Consider the following 19,871-nt stretch of genomic DNA (forward strand, 5'->3'; position numbering starts at 1 on the left):
GTTTTATGCTGAGTAAAAAGATTCGCAACTTCCTGTTATTCGGGGTCATCGCCGCGCTGTTCCTGGCGGTGGGCTACTGGAATATCAGCCCGGAGCGCTTTCTCGACCAGCCTGTCGCGCAGGTTGATCAAGGCGCTATCGACTATTACGCCACCAATGCCTACAGCATCCAGTACCTGCCGGATGGCAAGGTGCAGTACGAGATCACCTCGGACAAGGTCGAGCATTTGAAGACCTCCGAAGTGACCCTGCTGACCAACCCGGACATGAACATCTACCGCGGCACCGAGTTTCCGTGGCACGTCACCAGCAAGCGTGGCGAGGTCAACCCGGACGGCACCGAAGTGGAACTGATCGATTCGGTACGCGTTGCGCGCACCGATGATAAAAACCGTGACACCGTGATTACCAGCAGTCGCATGACCGTATTCCCGCAGAAGCAATATGCGCAGACCGAGCAAGACGTTAGAATCGACGGCGCTGGCGGGGTATCGACTGGCAAGGGAATGAAAGCGTATTTGAAAGAAAGCAGGATACACCTGCTATCGAACGTAAGAGGACAGTATGAGGCTCGTTAAAACTCTCCCTATTTTGCTCAGTCTGGGCGCAGCACTGGGAAGCGTGAGCGCCTGGGCTCTGCCGAACGATAGCCAGCAACCGATCCACATTTCGGCTGACGATGCGCAACTGGACGACAAGCAAGGCGTCGCCACCTACACCGGCGGCGTAATCATCACCCAAGGCTCGATGAAGATCACCGGCAACACGGTGACCCTGACCCGTACCCCCAATGGCGACATTGATGTGGTGACCTCGGTGGGCAACCTGGCTTACTTCGAACAGAAGCAGTCGCCTACCGACACCGGCCCGATGAAGGGCTACGGCAAGACCATCCAGTACCACGCCCAGCAGAACCGCATTGTCCTGATCGACCAAGCCAAGGTGCTCAGCCCGGACGGCAACTCCACGGAAGGCGAGAAAATCACCTACGACACCGTGAAGCAGATCGCCAACGCCGGCCGCGCCAATGGCTCCAAGGTGACCGCACCACGTCCGCGTATCGACATGGTTATCCAGCCGAAGAAGAAGGCCGAGTAATGGCAACCCTGAAAGCCCAGCATCTGGCCAAGGCCTATAAAAGCCGGCAGGTCGTGCGTGACGTCAGCCTGTCGATCGACAGCGGCCAGATCGTCGGCTTGCTCGGCCCCAACGGCGCCGGCAAGACGACCTGCTTCTATATGATCGTCGGCCTGGTCCAGGCGGATCAGGGTCGCGTGCTGATCGACGACCTGGATGTGAGCCACCAGCCCATGCACGGTCGTGCACGCGCCGGTATCGGCTATCTTCCGCAGGAGGCGTCGATCTTCCGCAAACTGTCGGTAGCCGACAACATCATGGCGATTCTCGAGACCCGCAAGGAACTCGACCGTGACGGCCGTCGCAAGGAGCTGGAAAGCCTGCTGCAGGAGTTCCACATCAACCACATCCGCGACAACCTCGGCATGAGCTTGTCGGGTGGTGAGCGTCGTCGTGTGGAAATCGCCCGTGCCCTGGCTACCGCGCCGAAGTTCATCTTGCTGGATGAACCGTTTGCTGGTGTCGACCCGATCTCGGTCGGCGATATCAAGCAGATCATCCATCACCTCAAGGCGAAGGGCATCGGCGTACTGATCACCGACCACAACGTGCGTGAAACCCTCGATATCTGCGAGACCGCGTATATCGTCAACGATGGCCAACTGATCGCCGAAGGCGATTCAGCCACTATCCTGGCCAACGAACTGGTGAAGGAAGTGTACCTGGGTCACGAGTTCCGCCTGTAAACACCGTGGTGTCACGGCCTGTTTGCCAAGGTGCGCGGGAGTCAATAGGAACCTCCGGATTTTTATTGTTACCGCGCTCTAGGCAAAGCCCGCGATATCAGGCATATAATTTGCTTATGTTTGGCGCTCACGCGCCCTGTCGTGGATGGCGCATTGCGCCGGCGAATAAGGTGTTAAGCCCCTGCCATGAAACCATCGCTAGTCCTGAGAATGGGCCAGCAGCTGACGATGACACCGCAGCTGCAACAGGCCATCCGCCTGCTCCAATTGTCGACCCTGGACCTGCAACAGGAAATCCAGGAGGCCCTGGAGTCCAATCCGATGCTCGAACGCCAGGAAGAAGGCGACGACTTCGATAACGCAGACCCGCTGGCCGACAACATCGAGCAAAAACCCAACTCCGACGTGCAAGAACCTTCCTACCAGGAAACCGCCCCAACGGTGGATAACCTGGAAGAAGGCGAATGGAACGAACGCATTCCCAACGAGCTTCCCGTGGACACCGCCTGGGAAGACGTCTACCAGACCAGCGCCAGCAGCCTGCCCAGCAACGATGACGACGAGTGGGACTTCACCACCCGCACCTCCGCTGGCGAGAGCCTGCAGAGCCATCTGCTGTGGCAACTGAACCTCGCGCCGATGTCGGACACCGATCGCCTGATCGCCGTGACCCTGATCGACTGCATCAACAACCAGGGCTACCTGGACGAGACGCTAGAGGAGATCCTCGAAGCGTTCGACCCGGAGCTGGACATCGAACTGGACGAGATCGAAGCCGTCCTGCACCGCATCCAACAGTTCGAGCCCGCCGGTATCGGCGCCCGCACCCTCAGCGAATGCCTGCTGCTGCAATTGCGCCAACTGCCCGCCAAGACCCCTTGGCTCGCTGAAGCCCAACGCCTGGTCACGGATTACATCGACCTGCTGGGCAGCCGTGACTACAGCCAGCTGATGCGCCGCATGAAGCTCAAGGAAGACGACCTGCGCCAGGTCATCGAACTGGTGCAGAGCCTCAACCCGCGCCCAGGCTCGCAGATCGAGTCCAGCGAAGCCGAATATGTGGTCCCTGACGTGATCGTGCGCAAGGACAACGAGCGCTGGTTGGTGGAGCTGAATCAGGAATCGGTGCCACGCCTGCGGGTCAACCCGCAATACGCGGGCTTTGTGCGCCGTGCCGACACCAGCGCCGACAACACCTTCATGCGCAACCAGTTGCAGGAGGCCCGCTGGTTCATCAAGAGCCTGCAGAGCCGCAACGAAACCCTGATGAAGGTCGCGACCCAGATCGTCGAGCACCAGCGCGGCTTCCTGGAATACGGCGACGAAGCGATGAAACCGTTGGTGCTGCACGACATCGCCGAGGCGGTCGGCATGCACGAGTCGACGATTTCACGGGTGACCACGCAAAAATTCATGCATACCCCACGGGGTATTTATGAGCTGAAATACTTTTTCTCCAGCCACGTCAGCACCTCCGAAGGCGGCGAATGCTCGTCCACGGCGATCCGCGCGATCATCAAAAAACTGGTTGCCGCGGAAAATCAGAAAAAGCCATTGAGTGACAGTAAGATCGCTGGTTTACTGGAGGCACAAGGCATTCAGGTCGCCCGTCGAACCGTCGCCAAGTACCGCGAGTCCCTCGGGATCGCGCCTTCCAGCGAGCGTAAGCGTTTGATGTGACGGGCGGGCCACAGCGTTCCAGTGGTGGGTATTCCTGCCCACCGCTTTATGCACTGGCAACGAAGGAGAAGCTGTATGCAAGTCAACATCAGTGGACACCAACTGGAAGTGACCGAACCGCTGCGCGCCTATATCGGCGAAAAACTCAAAAGAATTGAGGGGCATTTCGACAAGATCACCAACGTGCAAGTCATCATGACTGTCGAAAAGCTGAAGCAGAAAATCGAAGCCACCTTGCGTATACCCGGCGGGGAAGTAGTCGCCAATGCCGAGCATTCAGATATGTATGCCGCCATTGACGACCTGACCGACAAGCTGGATCGCCAAATCAAAAAGCATAAGGAAAAGCAGCAGAGCCTTCTCCAGGGCACTGGCCGCTAACACTCCCCACCCATGATTCGACTTGAAACCATCCTGACCCCCGGCCGTTCCCTCGTGAACGCGCCGGGCGGCAGTAAAAAGAAAGCCCTCGAACAAATTGCCAACCTGATCAGCCGCGAAGTGCCTGACCTGGAGATGCAAGATGTGTACGAGGCTCTGATTGCCCGTGAAAAACTCGGTTCCACCGGTTTTGGCAACGGCATCGCCATTCCCCATTGCCGCCTCAAAAGCTGTGAGGCACCTGTCAGCGCCCTGCTGCACCTGGACGCTCCCATCGATTTCGACGCCATCGACGGCGCACCGGTTGACCTGCTGTTCGTTCTGCTGGTCCCGCAAGCCGCCACCGATGCTCACCTGGAACTGCTCCGTCAGATCGCCAGCATGCTCGACCGCAAGGAAGTACGCGACAAACTGCGCAGCGCCAGCAGCAACGAGGCGCTGTACCAGGTTGTCCTGGATGAACAGAACGGGCAGTAATCATGCGTTTGATCATCGTCAGCGGCCGCTCCGGCTCGGGTAAAAGCACCGCCCTCAACGTTCTTGAGGACAACGGCTTCTATTGCATCGACAACCTGCCCGCCGGCTTGCTGCCGGAGTTGGCGGAGCGGGCGCTGATCCACACCGAACTGGCGCAACCCCTGGTGGCCGTTTCGATCGATGCCCGCAACCTGCCCAGCCACCTTGAGCGGTTCCCGCAACTGCTTGAGGAAGTTCGCGCCAAGCACATTCATTGTGATGTGCTGTACCTGGACGCCGACGAAGAGACGCTGCTCAAGCGCTTTTCCGAAACCCGTCGACGCCATCCCCTCAGCAGCCCGCATCGTTCCCTGGCCGAAGCCATCGAGGACGAAACCAAATTACTGGGGCCGATCATCGACCTCGCCGACCTGAAAATAAACACCACCAGCCTCAACCTGTACCAGCTGCGCGACGCCATCAAGCTGCGCCTGCTGAACCAGCCGGAGCCTGGTACTGCGTTCCTGGTCGAGTCGTTTGGCTTCAAGCGTGGCATGCCGGTGGATGCCGACCTGGTGTTCGATGTGCGCTGCCTGCCGAATCCCTATTGGAAACCCGAGCTGCGTGAGCAGTCCGGGCTAGACCAGCCCGTGGCCGATTACCTGGCAGCGCAGCCGGATGTCGAAGAAATGTTCCAGGATATCTCCAGCTACCTGCTCAAATGGCTGCCGCGCTTTGCTGCAAGCAACCGGGCCTATGTCACCATCGCCATTGGCTGCACCGGCGGCCACCACCGCTCGGTCTACCTGACCGAACGCCTGGGCCAGGTGCTGCAACAAACCCTCAAGAACGTCCAGGTTCGCCACCGCGACCTTAGCTGAAAGGATCACCCCCGCGATGCCCGCTCTGGAAATTGAAATCATCAACAAGCTGGGCTTGCATGCCCGGGCTTCCGCGAAGTTCGTCGGCGTTGCCGGGCAGTTCCCTTGCCAAATCCGTGCGGGGCGCACCCCGGAATCCATGGTCGATGGCAAAAGCATCATGGCCATGATGATGCTGGCCGCCGGCAAGGGCACCAGGATTCACCTCAAGACAGAGGGCGAGCAAGAGCAGGAAGCGATGGACGCCTTGGTGGCGCTGATCAACAACTTCTTTGATGAGGGTGAGTAAACTCACCCTTTGAGGCGGGCGTGAAGTCGCAACGACTTCAGCCCAATGCGGTATCCATCACCATCATCAAGCAAAAACCGATACACAACCCCAGGCTGGCAAGCTTTTCGTGACCGTTGCGCCGCGATTCGGGGATCACTTCGTGCGTCACCACCAGCAACATCGCCCCGGCCGCCAACGCCAGACCGAGCGGCAACAGCACCTCTGCCAAACTCACCAACCAGGCACACAGCACGGCAAATACCGGTTCGACCAAACCTGAAGCCGCACCGATCAGGAACGCCTTGACCCGCGACATCCCTGCCCCGGCCAATACCAAGGCAATCACCAGGCCTTCGGGCACATCCTGCAAGGCGATGCCCATGGCCAGGCTATCTGCATCCGGCATACCGCCGCCTGCCGAAACCCCCACCGCCATGCCTTCCGGAATGTTATGGGCAATGATGGCAAACACGAACAGCCAGATACGCGGCGGTATCACCGGGTGATCCGGTGTTCCCACCAACATTTCCGGGCTCGCCCCGGAGACCTTGCGATCAACCAGATACAGCCCGAACGCGCCCAGCATGATGCCGAAGCTGATCAACCCACTGGCGCCCCAGGGCGTGAGCCCCAGGCTTTCAGCAGCAGCGATCCCCGGCACGATCAGCGAAAAGGCTGTCGCCGCCAGCATCACCCCGGCACCAAACCCCAGCAATGTGTCGCTCAGCGCTACCGGCATTCGTCGAATGACCAGGACGGGCACCGCGCCAAGCGCCGTGCCCAGCGCGCAAATCGATCCACCTTGCAGAGCGCGCAGGATGCGCGGCTCCAGGTTCAGCCAGTCCAGCCCGTGGGCTACCAGCAATGCAGTACCTGCCAATAGCAGCAGCGAGCCAAACGCATAACGAAACATTCGCCCGCTGCTGATCGCCAGTGTTTCAGTGCCCATAGTCGGCCTTAGATCTTGTTATGGTGGTCAATGTCAGGCCAAGGCGGCCTGATAGCGCGCAGCGACTTCCGGCCAGTTGATAACACTGTAGAAGGCGTTGATGTATTCCGGGCGACGGTTCTGATACCGCAGATAGTAGGCGTGTTCCCAGACGTCCAGGCCGAGGATTGGCGTATTGCCGTTCATCAGCGGGCTGTCCTGGTTACCGCTGCTTTCCACCACCAGCGTCTTTTGCGGGGTCACGCTGAGCCAGGCCCAACCGCTGCCGAAACGGGTCAACGCAGCCTTGGTGAAGGCTTCCTTGAAGCTGTCGAAACCACCCACTTGCTCATCGATAGCCTTGGCCAGCGCGCCCTCGGGCTTGCCGCCACCTTTGGGCGACATCACCGCCCAGAACAGCGAATGGTTGGCATGGCCGCCACCTTGGTTGATCACGGCGGCACGCAGTTTTTCCGGCAGCTGCTGCACGCTGGACACCAGTTTCTCGACTGGCCAGCCCGCAAACTCGGTGCCCTCGACAGCGGCGTTGAGGTTGTTGATGTAGGTCTGGTGGTGCTTGGTGTAGTGAATCTCCATGGTTTGCGCATCGATGTGCGGTTCCAGGGCGTCGTAGGCGTAAGGCAAGGCAGGCAAGGTGTAGGTCATATCAATGTGCTCCGTAATAAGGACTGTTGCGAGTCGACGCATCCTGTTGCGCCGCGGTACCACCCAGCAGGCGATGGGTACGCGGGTACTCGCCGTGGTCGCTGATGAAGTTCAACAGTTCGACGTAGGTCTTGCTGCTCTGGCGCAGCGCCGCCTCACGCAATTGCGGGGTCAGGCGCGGGTCCTGCATGGCCTGCAACAGGCGCTGGTGGATAGCGCAGAGGTATTCCGCGCTTTCCTCCGGCTGGTTCAGGCGCAGATGCAGGTCCGCCAGGTTGTGATGGGAGATGACGCAAGCCGCCACTGCTTCGTCGGCATCCGCCCAACGTTCGAACAGCACTTGGGCCAGGGCCAGGGCTTGCAAATAGGCCTCGCGAGCGTCAACCAGTTCGCCCTGCATAAAGCAGCGATTGGCCCGTTCGATCGTGCGTTTCCAGTGCTCCATGGTGAGCCTCCAAAGCAGGGTCGGTGATTACACGCCGCCGGCCGTGAGCTTTTCCGGGTCCAGCAGGACTTCCAGTTGGCTGCGGGGCAAGTCGGTGTGTTCAAGGGCCACATCAATCACCGGGCGGCCTTGTTGATAGGCTTTCTTGGCGATTTCAGCGGCCTTTTGGTAGCCAATGATCGGGTTGAGTGCCGTAACCAGGATCGGGTTGCGCGACAGCGCTTCCTTGAGCTTGGCTTCGTTGACCTTGAAGGTGGCGATGGCCTTGTCCGCCAGCAGACGGCTGGAATTGGCCAGCAGTTCGAGGCTGCTGAGCAGGTTCTGGGCGATGATCGGCAACATCACGTTCAGCTCGAAGTTGCCGGATTGGCCTGCGACGGTGATGACCGTGTCATTGCCGATGACTTGGGCGGCGACCATGGCCGTGGCTTCCGGGATAACCGGATTGACCTTGCCCGGCATGATCGAGGAGCCCGGTTGCAGGCCTTCCAGCTCGATTTCACCAAGGCCCGCCAGCGGTCCGGAGTTCATCCAGCGCAGGTCGTTGGCGATTTTCATCAGCGACACGGCAGTGGCTTTCAACTGGCCGGAGACGGCGACGGCGGTGTCCTGGGAGCCAATCAGCGCAAACAGGTTCTTGCCCGGAGTGAAGGTCACGTCCGTCAGGCTGCTCAACTGCTGGCTGAAACGCGCGGCGAATTCCGGGTGGGCGTTGATCCCGGTGCCGACCGCCGTGCCGCCCTGGGCCAAGGCCTGCAGGCTCGGGAGCAAATCCTGCAAGTGACCGATGTTGGCCTTGAGTTGCTGTGCCCAGCCATTGAGTACCTGGCTCATGCGCACCGGCATGGCGTCCATCAGGTGCGTGCGACCGGTCTTGATGAACGGGTGGACTTCCTCCGCCTTGCGCTCGATCACCAGCACCAGGTGCAGCAACGCTGGCAGGGTTTGTTCGTGCAGGACCAGCGCGGCGCTGACGTGGATAGTGGTTGGAATGATGTCGTTGCTGCTTTGGCCGCAGTTCACGTGGTCATTGGGGTTGACCGCCTCGCCCAGCAGACGACTGGCCAGGGTCGCGATCACTTCGTTGGCGTTCATGTTGGAACTGGTGCCGGAGCCGGTCTGGAAAATATCCACCGGGAAATGCTGCATGAAGTCGCCTTCGAGCAAGCCCTGGGCGGCATCGACGATGGCCTTGCCCTGCCCTTCGGTGATTTGCTTGAGGTCGACGTTGGCCTTGGCGGCGGCGGCCTTGGCCAGGATCAGGGCGCGGACGAATTGCGCCGGCATGCGTTGGTGACTGATCGGGAAGTTGTTCACTGCGCGCTGGGTTTGTGCGCCATACAAGGCCTCGGCCGGCACTTGCAGTTCGCCCATGCTGTCGCGTTCGATACGGGTGTTACTCATCGTTAGATCCTTGCACCAGGTCGGAGTGAGAAATAGACGGCAGCAATTCGCAGGTCGCCAATCGCCACGCAAAGCTCTGCCAACGCTTGAGGCGGCAGGCACAGTGAGAGAGTTTTTCCAGGTCACGCAGGGGACGCCAGGCCTGGTCCAGGCACATGGAGCGCCAATGCCAGGGCAGCGCGATATCGCTGGCGGTGTCGAGCAGCAGGCGGAATGAGGTTTCAGCGATCGTCCACGGATGGGTCGCGGTGCAGCACGCCAGGTAGCGACCCTCGTTGAGGTAATGCTCGATCAGGCGCGGCTCGTCGGGGTTGAGGCCGCAGCGAATCTGGCGACTCATCCAGCGCCAGCTCTCCAGGTAAGGATCCTCATGCAGGACTGAACTCATGATCCACACTCATCCGGTAATGATATTTATTATTAAATGATATTGAGAATCAAAACAAGAGTGGCAGATTAATCCGCCTGTAATGCAGCCACAAAAAAAGGCGCGCCATCGTTGAGATGGCGCGCCTTTTTTAGGTGAAGCGTCGGAGGGATTAGCTGCCGGCGACAGTCATCCGCTCGATCAGCACCGAGCCTGTACGAATGTTGCTGCGCAGTTCCAGATCGTTACCCACCGCGACAATTTGCTTGAACATGTCGCGCATGTTGCCAGCGATGGTGACTTCCTGGACGGCGAACTGGATCTCGCCGTTTTCCACCCAGAAGCCCGCCGCACCCCGGGAGTAATCCCCGGTCACCATGTTCAGGCCATGGCCCATCAACTCGGTCACCAGCAGACCACGTCCCATGCGACGCAACAACGCCGCCTGGTCTTCATCGCCATGGGTGACGAACAGGTTGTGTACACCACCGGCGTTGGCCGTACTTGGCAGGCCTAGCTTGCGGCCGGAGTAAGTGCCCAGGACGTAGGACACCAATTCGCCGTTTTCGACGAACGGTTTGGCATAGGTCGCCAGGCCATCGCCGTCAAACGCCGAGCTGCCCATGGCACGCATCAGGTGCGGGCGCTCATCGAGGGTCAACCACTCCGGGAACAGCTTTTGCCCGATAGCGCCCTCAAGGAACGAAGACTTGCGGTACAGGTTGCCACCGGAAATCGCGCTGAGGAAACTGCCGAACAAACCACCGGCCAACTCCGCCGAAAACAGCACCGGCACTTCGCAGGTCGGCACCGGACGGGCGCCCAAGCGGCTGGCGGCACGTTGCGCAGCACGCTGGCCAATGCTGGCCGGGTCGGCCAGCAGTTCGCCCTGGCGACTCACGTCATACCAGTAGTCGCGCTGCATCTGGCCGTTGGCTTCAGCGATCATCACGCAGCTCAAGCTATGGCGGGTGGAGGCATAACCGCCGACAAAACCGTGGCTGTTGCCGTACACGCGGCAACCTTGATGCGTGCTCAACGTGGTGCCATCAGCGTTCTTGATGCGGGCATCTGCATCGAACGCCGCGGCTTCGCAGGTCAATGCCAATTCAATGGCCTGTTCCGGGGTGATATCCCATTCATGGAACAGATCGAAGTCCTTCAAATCCTTGGCCATCAGCGCCTTGTCGGCCAAGCCCGAGCTTTCATCCTCGGAGGTATGCTTGGCAATCGCCAACGCGGCGGCGACGGTCTCGCGAATCGCTTCCGGGCCACTGGCCGAGGTGCTGGCCGAGCCCTTACGCTGCCCCACGTACAGGGTGATGCCAAAGCCCTGGTCACGGTTGAACTCAACGGTTTCCACTTCGCGCTGACGGACCGACGTCGACAGCCCCTGCTCCAGCGACACCGCCACTTCACAGGCACTGGCCCCCTGGCGCTTGGCCTCGGCAAGGATCTGCTCGACTTGTTCCTGCAGTGCCGGTAACGCTTGCGGACCGACGCTTTGGGCTGCACTCATGGTTTTCTCCACTCAAATTCTGCTTTCGGTTAAGGCCATCGAGCGACCGGGCCGGACAAGCGGCCCCCGACTGGTTATCATGGCGGCGTTTCTTTGCGGACTGCCACCATGGTTGATTCTTACGACGACTCCCTCGATGGGGAGAAAAGCAAAACCCAGGTCAAACGTGAGCTGCATGCTCTGGTTGACCTTGGCGAGCGCCTTACAACGCTCAAGAAAGACTTGATTGCAAAACTGCCCCTGACCGACGAAATGCGCCGGGCGCTGGCGGATGCACCCAAGCACACCGCGAATATCGCGCGTAAACGGCACATCATGTTTATCGGCAAGCTGATGCGCGATCAGGACACTGACGCCATTCTGGCCTTGCTTGATCAAACCGATGCCTCCACTCGCCAGTACAACGAACGCTTCCATAACCTGGAACGTTGGCGTGACCGCCTGATCGCGGGCGATGACGCCGTGCTGGAGAAATTCGTGCTGGACTACCCGGACGCGGACCGCCAGCAATTGCGCTCCCTGATCCGCCAGGCCCAACACGAGCAGGCGCACAACAAGGCGCCGGCCACCAGCCGTAAAATCTTCAAGTACATCCGTGAGCTGGACGAGACTCAACGCGGTCTGCGCTGATCCTCTTCCCCGGGTGGCGATCTTCGCCACCCGAAGCTCCACCCTTCCTACGAGCCCGTGCCACCCACGGTGATCGCATCAATCTTCAGCGTTGGCTGGCCGACACCCACCGGCACCGACTGCCCATCCTTGCCGCACGTGCCCACACCGCTGTCCAGCGACAGGTCGTTACCGACCATCGACACCTTGCTCATGGCTTCCGGCCCGTTACCGATCAACGTTGCCCCTTTGACCGGCGCGGTAATCTTGCCGTCTTCGATCAGGTACGCCTCGCTGGTGGAGAACACGAACTTGCCACTGGTGATATCCACCTGGCCGCCGCCAAGGTTGGCGCAGTAGATCCCGCGTTTTACCGAGGCGATGATCTCCGCCGGATCGCTTTCTCCGGCGAGCATGTAGGTGTTGGTCATGCGTGGCATCGGCAAGTGCGCATAGGACTCGCGACGGCCATTGCCGGTACGTGCCACGCCCATCAGGCGGGCGTTGAGCTTGTCTTGCATATAGCCTTTGAGCACGCCGTTTTCGATCAGCGTGGTGCACTCGGTCGGCGTGCCTTCGTCATCAACGCTCAGCGAACCACGACGGCCGGCCAACGTGCCGTCATCGACAATGGTGCACAGCTTGGACGCAACCATCTCGCCCATGCGCCCGCTGTAGGCGGAACTGCCCTTGCGGTTGAAGTCGCCTTCCAGGCCATGGCCCACGGCTTCGTGCAGCAGCACGCCGGACCAACCCGACCCAAGCACCACCGGCAACGTACCGGCCGGCGCCGGAATGGCTTCCAGGTTGACCAGGGCCTGGCGCAGCGCTTCACGGGCATAACCCATGGCACGGTCATCACTGAGGAAATAACGGTAGTCGGTACGCCCGCCGCCGCCATGCCCGCCGCGCTCACGACGGCCATTCTGCTCGACGATCACACTGACATTGAAACGCACCAGCGGCCGTACATCCGCCGCCAGGCTGCCGTCGGTGGACGCCACCAGGATGCGCTCCCACACACCGGCCATGCTCACCGTGACTTGCTGGATACGCGGGTCAAGGGCGCGGGTAGCGGCGTCGACACGCTTGAGCAGCTCGACCTTCTCCGCACGGCTGATCACTTCCAGGGGGTTATCCGGCCCATACAACTGCGCCACGTCCTGGGTGGTAAACGCCTGCACCGTGCCGTTCTGGCCAGCACGGGAGATCGAGCGCGCCGCACGCGCCGCCAGGCCCAGGGCTTCCAGCGTGATGGCATTGCTATAGGCAAAACCGGTTTTTTCACCGGATTGCGCGCGCACGCCTACACCCTGATCCAGGTTGAAGCTGCCTTCCTTGACGATGCCGTCTTCAAGGGCCCAGGACTCGGAAATCTGCCCCTGGAAATACAGGTCGGCCGCGTCGATACCCGGCCCGGCCAGATCGCCGAGCACGGTTTGCAAGCTTTCGATGGTCACGCCACCGGGTGCCAGGAGGTGTTCACTGACTGAGGACAACAACTCGCTCATAGGTTTGGCCTTAAATTCATCGTTCCGAAGCAGGCCGCTGTGCGCCCTGCGAGAAAAAGCGCCGATGGTTGACCACCGGCATGCGCGCCCGTATCGACGCCTGTTCACTGCTGTCGCGTTCGGCCAACAACACCGCTTCGCCTTGATCCTGTTGTGTCAGCACACGCCCCCAGGGGTCGACAATCGCTGCGTGGCCATAGGTTTCCCGCGGCCCCGGATGCACGCCGCCCTGGGCAGCCGCCAGCAGGTAACACTGGGTTTCGATGGCGCGTGCGCGAATCAGCACGTCCCAGTGCGCGGCGCCGGTCACCGCCGTAAAGGCCGACGGCGCGGTAATCAATTCAGCCCCCGCCGCCCGTAATTCACTGTACAGCTCGGGGAAGCGCAGGTCGTAACACACGGTCAGGCCCAAGCGCCCCACCGGCGTATCCGCCACCACCACGTTGCTCCCGAAAGCATAGTCGTCGGATTCGCGATAACGACCGCGCGCATCGGCAACATCCACATCGAACAGGTGCAGCTTGTCGTAACGGGCAACGATTTCGCCGCGGTCATCGACCAGTAGCGAGCAGGCGTTGGACTTGGCGTTCGGCTGATCCTTGGGCGGCAACGGCAAGGTGCCGGCCACTATCCATAAGGTGAGGTCGCGGGCGGTCTGTTTCAACCACGGCAGGATCGGCCCTTCGCCCAACGCCTCGGCGCGGCCGATATCGGCCACGTCACGGCGGCCCATGGCGGCGAAATTTTCCGGCAACACGGCCAGCTTCGCACCGCCTGCCGCCGCTTGCTCCAGCAGGCGCCGGGCCTGGGCCAGATTGGCCAGCACATCGCTCTGGCTGACCATTTGAATTACCGCAAAGGACATGGGCCGACTCTCCGTAATGGGCGTGCGGCCATGCTACTCCACAGCCTCTCAGTTTGGCTTTTCAAATGGCTTGTCGAAGGTGATTTTCGGGTCCTTCCACGGCCCTTCCACTTTGTATTGCACGCTGGCAAAACGCGACACACGATCACCGATCAGCTTGTCGATCAGGAACAGCGCACCGCCAATCGCCGGCGCGCCCACGATCAGCGCGGCAATCGGCAGGTTGTTGGTGACCGGTAACGTCACCAACAACTTGGCGTCGACACGGTCAGCCACCAGGTCCAGGGTGCCGTTAAGCTCCAGGTTGGTCGATGGCCCGGTCATGGTGATCGGCTCGCGGGTGACGAACACGCCGTTACTCGCGGCCAGCAAACCTTTGACCCGGTCGTAACTCAAGCCCTTGCCGAGCAAGTCGGAAAAGTCCAGGCGCAGCCGGCGCCCGATCGAGTTGAAGTTGAGCAGGCCAAACACACGCAGCGCTTGGGCACCGCCTTCCACTTCAACAAACTGGCCGCTGCGGAAGGTCGCATCCAGGCTGCCGGAGAAACGTTTAGGCCCCACATAAGCCGGCGAACCCGGCCAGCGGCCGTCCACGTCCAGATGGAAGTCCTTGCTCGTCACGGTCGGCGCATAACCCCAGCCTTTGAGCACATCGCCGATATTCTTGCCGTCCAGGCGCCCCTTGTACCAACTGCTGCTGGTCCCGGGTGCGCCTTCCCAGCCGCCGTCGCCCTTGAGCTGCATGCCCTTGAGGCCCAGGTCCAGGTTATTGAAGGTCAGGCCCTTGGTCGTCGGGCGGATCTTCAGCGACCAGGCGCCGATCAGGTCCGGCCCCTGGAACAGTTGATCAATGGCGATATCCAGCGCGGGAATGTCCTTGGGATCGATGTTGGCCAAGGGGTCCGGCGCGTTTTCGTCGGCCTGGACGCTCGGGTCCACCGCCGGCAACTTCACGTACTGCAGGTTGATCGCAATCGGCGCGGCCTTGGCGTCCGGCAGGTTGACGCTGCCCTTGGCCTGCTGGCTGTCGAGCTGCAAGGCCCAGGCGGCGGGCTTGCGGTCTAGCTGCAACTTGACCTGGTCGAACTGGGTGCCGAAACCGGTCAGCTTGCCGACCTTGAAATCGGCGCCACTGAGCAACTGCTTGGCGCTACCGCCGGGGTCATTGCCGGCATAACGGTCTACGAGTTTTTTCCACGGATCGATGTCGAGTTCCGACAAGACCCCGCGAATACGCAAGCCTTTGACCGTAGGCAGCAGCGCATCGCCATCACCGAGGAACAACTCGCCACGGCCTTCGTTGAACTTGTCTGGCGGCGCGGCAAAGGTGAAATTCGCCAACTCGCCATAATCGAACCAGTAGCGCCGCTCGTTACCCTGCAACGTCATGCGGAACACGCTGTCACGCCCCTGGCTGGCCGGCATGCCGAAAGGCGCCGGCAAATCCACCGCCACGCCCTTGAGGTTGGAGCTGACCATCAGTTGGCTGTCGGCCCCATCCAGGTTCAGTTGCAACTGGTAGGGAATGTCGCCGGACACTGGCAACGGCTGGCCGACTTTCAACCAGTCCGTCAGCCGCTTGACCGTGACCTGGCCCTTGGCAGTCACGCGCGTGCTGATATTGCCCGGCTTGCCGTCGGCAAAAATCTGCGCGGTGATGGGCCGGTCAAAGGCCTGGGCCGTGATGTTCTGGCCGCTGAGGCCCTTGGCACTGTCGAAACGGAAATCACCCTTGAGCTGGGTCAGGTCCAGCGTCGGCTCGGCCAGTTGCAGGCGTGCCTTGTCGGTCTTGAAGTCCACCACGATTTTCGGCTCGGTGCCCTTGGCCAGCGGCACGTCCAGGTCCAGGCTGCCTTGCAGGTCGCCCTCGCCCTTCCAGCCGGCAAAGGTTGCAGCCGTACCAATCGGCGCTTCCTGCAGGATCTTCAGGCCATCACCCAAGCCTCCGGCAAAACCACCGGTGAGCAATAGATGACTGTCCTTGCCAGCAGGCGCATGGGGAATATTGACGTAGATATCCTTGACCTTGGTGTCGAGCAACTGCCCCTTGCTGGCGAGGATGCGCACACCGCTTTCCTCGACAAACACCTCACCCTTGACCTTGCTCACATGGGGCCAGCCTGGCTGGAACGCCAGCTCAGCGTCATGCACCTTGAAGAACAGGCTGATATTGCGCGAGGCCGGCAACGCGTCGTGGTTCAGCGAGCCTTGGTACTGGAAGAAACCCTCGTCAACCGCGCCCTTGAGAATCGCCGTGCGCAGCCATTCATCCAGCGCCGGGCTCAACACCGCCGGCAGGTATTTGGGGGTGAAGCGCCCATCGCCATCGACCATGCCGACCCGCAGGTCCATGTAGTCTTCCTGGCTGTGGTCAAAGTGCAGGCGGATCAGGAAATCGGCGGCGACCTTGCCTTCTTCGCCCAGCACCTTGATATACGGCGCGATCAGGGTGAAGCCTTCTTTATCCAGCTTCCATGTCAGGCGCGCATTGGCCTGGATGTACTGCCAGGGCTTGGCGAAGATCGGATCGAGGTGCAGGGAGAAATCCTTGCTGTCCATGCGTAGCTCGCCATGGCCCATGTCACCGCTGATGCTGCCGGACACGTTACGCGCAGCCGGCGCACCGAAGTAGGCGTCAAAACCGACCCGCTCCAGGTTGGCGGCAAAACTGACTTTTTGATCCGTGGTGTCCTGAGGGCGGAAGTCCACCAGCACATTGCGCAGCAGACCCGTGGCCTTCAAGTGTTCGATGGTCTTGGCAAACCCCTCCGGCAACGGCGCCAGGGCATTCAACAGCGGTGTGATGGGAGTCAGGTCCAGACGGTCGGCCTGGAGTTTCCAGGTTTCCTGCTCCTTGTCGGTGGCCAGGCTCTGCTGCAATTGCAGACGTGATTCCCAGCGGGTCTCCCCGAGGTTCATCGCCAGCGAATCGAACACCACCTTGAGGCCCGTATCACTGCGTTGCAGGTAGGCGTTGAGCGCAAGGTTTTCAATGTGCACCGGCTTACGCTCGGCGTAGCTGCCCTTCACCTGTGGCGAATTGAGGCGCACCACTGCGCTTTGCACGGCGCCCTTGGCCCAGGTCAGCCAGAATTCGCCGCCGGCCTTGAATTGGGTGAGTTTCCACTGCTGCGTCAGCCGGGCCGGAATCCACTTGGCCCAGTCGCTCTGTGGCAGGCTCAAGTAAGCCTGGACTTCACCGTCCTGCCATTGGCTCGCGCGGATCCGCGTGCGCAAGCTCAACGCCAGCGGTTGGCCGTCGGGCAGGGTCAGGCGTGCGTCGAGGCGCTGACGGGTAATGCCGGTGTGCAGGCTCAGGCCGACGTACGTCAGGGTCAACGGTGGCTGGTCGAAGGGTTGCAGGGTGACCTGGCTGTCGAGCAACGACACGCGCTTGACCATCTGCATGCGCTGCAGCACTTGCTGCGGGTCCAGCGGTTGCTCATCCTGCACCGGCAGGCCTTGCAGCGCCCAGTGGCCGTCCTTGTCTTCCTTGACGCTCAGTTGCAGGCCGCTGACTTCCAGGTGGGCAATGCGCACTTCACGGGCCATCAGGCTGGCCCAGACATCGGGCACCACTTCGACCTGGTCCAGGCGCAAGGCACTGCTGCCCTCGCCCACCATCACGTCGTGGGCCAACAGCACAGGGGCAAAGCCGCTCCAGCGGCCTTCAAGGCTGCCAATGTGCAGCGGCATATCCACTGCCGCCTGGGCCTTGGCTTCGACCTCGGCACGGTATTCGGCCACCAGCGGGGTCAATTCGCGCCCCAGGCTCACATACACCGCCGCCAGGACCAGCAGCAACGCACAGAGGCCCAGGCCCCAACGGGTCAAAGCGGCAAAAAAGCGTATCAGACGCTCCATGTCAGGCGACCCTCAAGGCAGTAAAAAGAAAGCGAATGGGGATCAGAGCAGCACCACGTCGTATTGTTCCTGGGAATACATGGTTTCAACCTGGAAACGAATCGTGCGCCCGATAAACCCCTCCAATTCCGCGACGTTGCCGGACTCTTCATCCAACAGTCGGTCGACCACTTTCTGGTTGGCAAGCACTCTATAACCTTCAGCCTGGTAGGCTCGCGCCTCGCGTAAGATTTCCCGGAAAATCTCGTAGCAAACCGTTTCCGGGGTCTTCAACTTGCCGCGCCCCTGGCAACTGCTGCACGGCTCGCACAGCACTTGCTCAAGGCTTTCACGGGTGCGCTTGCGGGTCATCTGCACCAGGCCCAGTTCGGTGATGCCGATGATATTGGTCTTGGCGTGATCACGCTCCAGCTGCTTCTCCAGGGTGCGCAGCACCTGGCGCTGGTGCTCTTCATCTTCCATGTCGATGAAGTCGATGATGATGATGCCGCCCAGGTTGCGCAGGCGCAGCTGGCGGGCAATCGCGGTAGCGGCTTCGAGGTTGGTCTTGAAGATGGTTTCTTCGAGGTTGCGATGGCCCACGAACGCACCGGTGTTAACGTCGATGGTGGTCATGGCTTCCGCCGGGTCCACCACCAGGTAGCCACCGGACTTGAGTGGCACCTTGCGCTCCAGGGCTTTCTGGATTTCATCTTCGACGCCATACAGGTCAAAGATCGGTCGCTCACCCGGGTAGTGTTCCAGGCGATCAGCAATTTCCGGCATCAGCTCGGCGACAAACTGCGTGGTGCGCTGGAAGGTCTCCCGCGAGTCGATGCGAATTTTCTCGATCTTCGGGCTGACCAGATCACGCAGGGTGCGCAGGGCCAGGCCGAGGTCCTCGTAGATCACACTCGGGGCACCGATGGTTTTGATCTGTGCGCCGATCTGGTCCCACAGGCGTCGCAGGTAGCGAATATCCATGAGGATTTCATCGCCGCCAGCACCTTCGGCTGCCGTGCGCAGGATAAAACCGCCGGCTTCCTTGATGCCTTCGGCGGCCACGCAGTCGCTGACCACCTTTTTCAGGCGCTCACGCTCGGCTTCGTCTTCGATCTTCAGGGAAATGCCGACATGGGCGGTACGCGGCATGTACACCAGGTAGCGCGATGGAATCGACAGTTGAGTGGTCAGGCGCGCGCCTTTGGAACCGATGGGGTCCTTGGTGACCTGCACCACCAGGCTCTGCCCTTCATGCACCAGGGCGCTGATGCTTTCCACCGCAGGGCCTTCGCGCAGGGAGATTTCCGACGCATGAATAAACGCGGCACGATCCAAGCCGATATCGACGAATGCCGCCTGCATGCCCGGCAGTACGCGTACCACCTTGCCCTTGTAGATATTGCCGACGATCCCGCGCTTTTGGGTGCGCTCGACGTGCACTTCTTGCAGAACACCGTTCTCTACCACCGCCACGCGCGATTCCATCGGCGTGATATTGATCAGAATCTCTTCACTCATGGCTGGGTCTCGTTCAGGCGTTTTCACAATAGTGACCGATCGCTTATGGCTGGGCGCTGGCGTAAGGCGTTCAGCGCGCGGTAAGGTTTTGCCAACAGGGTATGCCGAATTGGTCGAGCAGTTGCGCGGTTTCGCACACCGGCAGGCCTACCACGGCGGAATAACTGCCATTGAGCCCGGCGACAAACACCGATCCAAGCCCTTGAATAGCATAGCCGCCCGCCTTGTCCTGGGGTTCGCCACTGTGCCAGTAGGTTGTAGCTTCCTCGACAGTAATAGCGCGAAAACGTACACGACTGCTTACATAAACGGTTTCGCAACGCGGGCCGTCGGTGAGCGCAATGGCGGTGAGGACTTCATGTTCACGCCCCGCCAGGGCCATCAACATCGCCAGCGCATCCGCCTGATCCACCGGTTTGCCGAGGATCTTGCCGTCCACGATCACCGCCGTGTCAGCACCCAGCACACAGGCACCGGAGGTATTTTCGAGCGCAGCCAAACCCGCCGCTGCCTTGCCGCGCGCAAGACGCTCGACGTAGGAAACGGCGGATTCATTTGTAAGAGGGGTTTCATCAATGGCGGCGCTGACCACGGTAAAAGGCACACCAATCTGGGTCAGCAGTTCACGCCGCCTCGGAGAGCCCGAGGCCAGATAAAGCGAATTCATGCAGACTCTCCCTGTAGGGCGCGATAACCAGGCA

Annotated in this window: 20 protein-coding genes; 9 read left to right on the forward strand and 11 right to left on the reverse strand. The window is 60.8% G+C overall.

Annotated features, from left to right (window positions below; translation table 11 throughout):
* Positions 1-5 precede the first annotated feature (5 nt).
* The 8 genes from lptC to J1G37_RS02425 all read left to right on the forward strand — a co-directional run bounded on the left by lptC (position 6) and on the right by J1G37_RS02425 (position 5,510).
* On the forward strand, positions 6-578 hold the full coding sequence (gene lptC / locus J1G37_RS02390; RefSeq protein WP_207040057.1) for an LPS export ABC transporter periplasmic protein LptC: 573 nt from the start codon (positions 6-8) through the stop codon (positions 576-578).
* Positions 565-1,098 (forward strand): lipopolysaccharide transport periplasmic protein LptA, encoded by a 534-nt coding sequence (gene lptA / locus J1G37_RS02395; protein WP_207040058.1) that lies wholly within the window; start codon positions 565-567, stop codon positions 1,096-1,098. Before lptC ends, lptA begins: the two co-directional genes overlap by 14 nt.
* On the forward strand, positions 1,098-1,823 hold the full coding sequence (gene lptB / locus J1G37_RS02400) for an LPS export ABC transporter ATP-binding protein (RefSeq protein ID WP_003171806.1): 726 nt from the start codon (positions 1,098-1,100) through the stop codon (positions 1,821-1,823). The genes lptA and lptB overlap by 1 nt, the downstream gene beginning before the upstream one ends.
* 186 nt (positions 1,824-2,009) lie before the next feature.
* Positions 2,010-3,503, forward strand: coding sequence for an RNA polymerase factor sigma-54 (locus J1G37_RS02405; protein ID WP_016974289.1), 1,494 nt, complete (start codon positions 2,010-2,012; stop codon positions 3,501-3,503).
* Between the two features lie 75 nt (positions 3,504-3,578).
* Positions 3,579-3,884, forward strand: a complete 306-nt coding sequence (gene raiA / locus J1G37_RS02410) for a ribosome-associated translation inhibitor RaiA (RefSeq protein ID WP_010170586.1) — start codon at positions 3,579-3,581, stop codon at positions 3,882-3,884.
* 12 nt (positions 3,885-3,896) lie between these two features.
* Complete coding sequence (gene ptsN / locus J1G37_RS02415) at positions 3,897-4,361, forward strand: PTS IIA-like nitrogen regulatory protein PtsN (RefSeq protein WP_017738757.1); 465 nt, start codon at positions 3,897-3,899, stop codon at positions 4,359-4,361.
* A gap of 2 nt (positions 4,362-4,363) precedes the next feature.
* Positions 4,364-5,221, forward strand: a complete 858-nt coding sequence (gene rapZ, locus J1G37_RS02420; protein WP_028618857.1) for an RNase adapter RapZ — start codon at positions 4,364-4,366, stop codon at positions 5,219-5,221.
* A 16-nt stretch (positions 5,222-5,237) separates the two neighbouring features.
* Positions 5,238-5,510 carry an HPr family phosphocarrier protein gene (locus J1G37_RS02425; protein ID WP_017738759.1) on the forward strand — a complete coding sequence of 91 codons (273 nt, stop codon included), beginning with the start codon at positions 5,238-5,240 and terminating at the stop codon, positions 5,508-5,510.
* A gap of 37 nt (positions 5,511-5,547) precedes the next feature.
* Here the strand turns inward: J1G37_RS02425 and J1G37_RS02430 are convergent, their stop codons facing one another.
* From J1G37_RS02430 to pmbA, 6 genes are all read right to left on the reverse strand, one after another.
* Positions 5,548-6,441 (reverse strand): ZIP family metal transporter, encoded by an 894-nt coding sequence (locus J1G37_RS02430; protein WP_207040059.1) that lies wholly within the window; start codon positions 6,439-6,441, stop codon positions 5,548-5,550.
* 33 nt (positions 6,442-6,474) lie between these two features.
* Complete coding sequence (locus J1G37_RS02435) at positions 6,475-7,086, reverse strand: superoxide dismutase (RefSeq protein WP_207040060.1); 612 nt, start codon at positions 7,084-7,086, stop codon at positions 6,475-6,477.
* A 1-nt stretch (position 7,087) separates the two neighbouring features.
* Positions 7,088-7,531 (reverse strand): hypothetical protein, encoded by a 444-nt coding sequence (locus J1G37_RS02440; protein WP_207040061.1) that lies wholly within the window; start codon positions 7,529-7,531, stop codon positions 7,088-7,090.
* A 27-nt stretch (positions 7,532-7,558) separates the two neighbouring features.
* Positions 7,559-8,935, reverse strand: coding sequence for a class II fumarate hydratase (locus J1G37_RS02445; protein ID WP_207040062.1), 1,377 nt, complete (start codon positions 8,933-8,935; stop codon positions 7,559-7,561).
* Positions 8,928-9,323, reverse strand: coding sequence for a FagA protein (locus J1G37_RS02450; protein WP_207040063.1), 396 nt, complete (start codon positions 9,321-9,323; stop codon positions 8,928-8,930). The genes J1G37_RS02445 and J1G37_RS02450 overlap by 8 nt, the downstream gene beginning before the upstream one ends.
* Positions 9,324-9,474: 151 nt before the next feature.
* Positions 9,475-10,821 carry a metalloprotease PmbA gene (pmbA, locus tag J1G37_RS02455; RefSeq protein ID WP_207040064.1) on the reverse strand — a complete coding sequence of 449 codons (1,347 nt, stop codon included), beginning with the start codon at positions 10,819-10,821 and terminating at the stop codon, positions 9,475-9,477.
* 108 nt (positions 10,822-10,929) lie between these two features.
* Between pmbA and yjgA the strand changes: the two genes are divergently transcribed.
* Entirely contained in the window at positions 10,930-11,451 is a 522-nt protein-coding gene (gene yjgA / locus J1G37_RS02460; RefSeq protein ID WP_017738766.1) for a ribosome biogenesis factor YjgA, read from the forward strand.
* Positions 11,452-11,498: 47 nt separating this feature from the next.
* Here the strand turns inward: yjgA and tldD are convergent, their stop codons facing one another.
* From tldD to J1G37_RS02485, 5 genes are all read right to left on the reverse strand, one after another.
* The gene (gene tldD / locus J1G37_RS02465; protein ID WP_124527472.1) at positions 11,499-12,941 is read right to left on the reverse strand and encodes a metalloprotease TldD; all 1,443 of its coding nucleotides are present in this window, start codon (positions 12,939-12,941) and stop codon (positions 11,499-11,501) included.
* 16 nt (positions 12,942-12,957) lie between these two features.
* Entirely contained in the window at positions 12,958-13,806 is an 849-nt protein-coding gene (locus tag J1G37_RS02470) for a carbon-nitrogen hydrolase family protein (RefSeq protein WP_207040065.1), read from the reverse strand.
* A 48-nt stretch (positions 13,807-13,854) separates the two neighbouring features.
* Complete coding sequence (locus J1G37_RS02475) at positions 13,855-17,670, reverse strand: YhdP family protein (RefSeq protein ID WP_207040066.1); 3,816 nt, start codon at positions 17,668-17,670, stop codon at positions 13,855-13,857.
* A 42-nt stretch (positions 17,671-17,712) separates the two neighbouring features.
* Positions 17,713-19,170: a ribonuclease G gene (gene rng, locus J1G37_RS02480; protein ID WP_078740732.1), complete on the reverse strand. Its 1,458-nt coding sequence runs from the start codon at positions 19,168-19,170 to the stop codon at positions 17,713-17,715.
* Positions 19,171-19,240: 70 nt separating this feature from the next.
* Positions 19,241-19,837 (reverse strand): Maf family protein, encoded by a 597-nt coding sequence (locus J1G37_RS02485; protein WP_207040067.1) that lies wholly within the window; start codon positions 19,835-19,837, stop codon positions 19,241-19,243.
* Between the last annotated feature and the right edge of the window lie 34 nt (positions 19,838-19,871).

The organism is Pseudomonas sp. Marseille-Q1929, from assembly GCF_017316265.1.
GTDB lineage: Bacteria > Pseudomonadota > Gammaproteobacteria > Pseudomonadales > Pseudomonadaceae > Aquipseudomonas.